General features: G+C 72.7%; 1 protein-coding gene. It reads left to right on the plus strand.

Annotation, left to right across the window (positions count from 1 at the left end; translation table 11 throughout):
• Positions 1 to 168: 168 nt before the first annotated feature.
• The coding region (locus tag ACFWFI_RS42590; protein WP_387401323.1) for a DEAD/DEAH box helicase at positions 169 to 1,766 on the plus strand (1,598 nt) is incomplete at its 3' end.

Below are 1,766 nucleotides of genomic sequence, written 5' to 3' on the forward strand. Positions count from 1 at the left end.
CACCGTGAAGGTGCGGGCCCCGGTTTGTGTTGTTTCCGGTTCGTCCTTTCCCCGGTTCGGTCCCACCACCGGGGCATCTGCTCTGTGCTTGCATCCTGGGGCGCACAGATCGAGCAGTCCGCAGCAGTCGGCAGTAACCCCAGGAATCCCCCAGGAGGGCAATTCCGTATGACCCGCTCCGAACGCCAGGACCGACCGACCCGCAGCCGCCCGATAAAGGGGCGCGGCACGGACCGGGCACAGACGAACACCCGAGGATCCGGCAAGGCACCGGCCCGCCGCAGGACCGCGCCCGCCCAGGGCGGCGAGTTCGCCCTGCCGGAGACGCTGACCCCCGCTCTGCCCGCCGTCGACGCGTTCGCCGAGCTGGACATGCCCGCCGCGCTGCTGAAGACCCTCGCCGCACAGGGCGTGACCGACCCCTTCCCCATCCAGGGCGCCACCCTGCCGAACTCGCTGGCCGGCCGGGACATCCTCGGCCGTGGCCGCACCGGCTCGGGCAAGACCCTGGCCTTCGGCCTGGCGCTGCTCGCCCGTACCGCGGGACGCCGCTCCGAGCCGCACGCCCCGCTGGCACTCGTCCTGGTTCCCACCCGGGAGCTCGCCCAGCAGGTCACCGACGCGCTGACCCCGTACGCCACCTCCGTGAACCTGCGCGTCGCCACCGTCGTCGGCGGCATGTCGATCAGCAGGCAGTCCGGCGCGCTGCGCCGCGGTGCCGAGGTGCTCGTCGCCACGCCGGGCCGGCTCAAGGACCTCATCGAGCGCGGCGACTGCCGGCTCGACGAGGTTTCGATCACGGTCCTCGACGAGGCCGACCAGATGGCCGACATGGGCTTCATGCCGCAGGTCGTCGCGCTGCTCAAGCAGGTCGAGCCGGACGGGCAGCGGATGCTGTTCTCCGCGACCCTCGACAAGAACATCGACCGGCTGGTCAAGATGTTCCTCACCGACCCGGTCGTGCACTCGGTCGACCCCTCGGCCGGTGCCGTCACCACCATGGAGCACCACGTGCTGCACGTGGCGGACGAGACGGACAAAAAGGCCGTCGCCACCCGGATCGCCGCCCGTGAAGGCCGAGTGATCATGTTCGTGGACACCAAGCGTTCCGCCGACCGCTTCGCCAAGCGGCTCCTCGCCAGCGGCGTGCGTGCCGCGGCCCTGCACGGCGGCCGTTCCCAGCCGCAGCGCAACCGGACGCTGGACCAGTTCAAGAACGGCGAGGTCACCGCGCTCGTCGCGACGAACGTGGCAGCCCGGGGCATCCACATCGACGACCTGGACCTGGTCGTCAACGTGGACCCGCCGACCGACCACAAGGACTACCTCCACCGCGGCGGGCGCACCGCGCGCGCCGGGGAGTCCGGCAGCGTCGTCACGCTCGTGCTGCCCGAGGAGAAGCGCGAGATGACCCGGCTGATGCAGGACGCGGGCATCGCGCCGCTCACCACCCGGATCAAGTCCAGCGACGAGGAGCTCAGCCGGATCACGGGTGCCCGTGAGCCTTCCGGCGTCGCGATCGTCATCGAGGTGCCGCAGCCGACACAGCCCAAGCCGCGTACGCGCGGCGGGAGCCAGGGCTCCGGCTCGGCGGCCGGCGGTTCCTTCCGCTCGGGCAGCCGGGGCCGTGGCCGACGTGGCGGAACCGGCGCGGGATCGGGCACGGGTGCCGCACAGGGCGGCGCCGGCGGCGCGGCCCGCGGTGGTGCGGGCGGCGGCGCGCGTGGCGGTGCCGGCGGCAGCGGCGCGGCTCGTGGAGCCGGCAG

The sequence above is a fragment of the Streptomyces sp. NPDC060209 genome (genome assembly GCF_042728155.1).
In the GTDB taxonomy this organism is placed as follows: Bacteria; Actinomycetota; Actinomycetes; order Streptomycetales; family Streptomycetaceae; genus Streptomyces.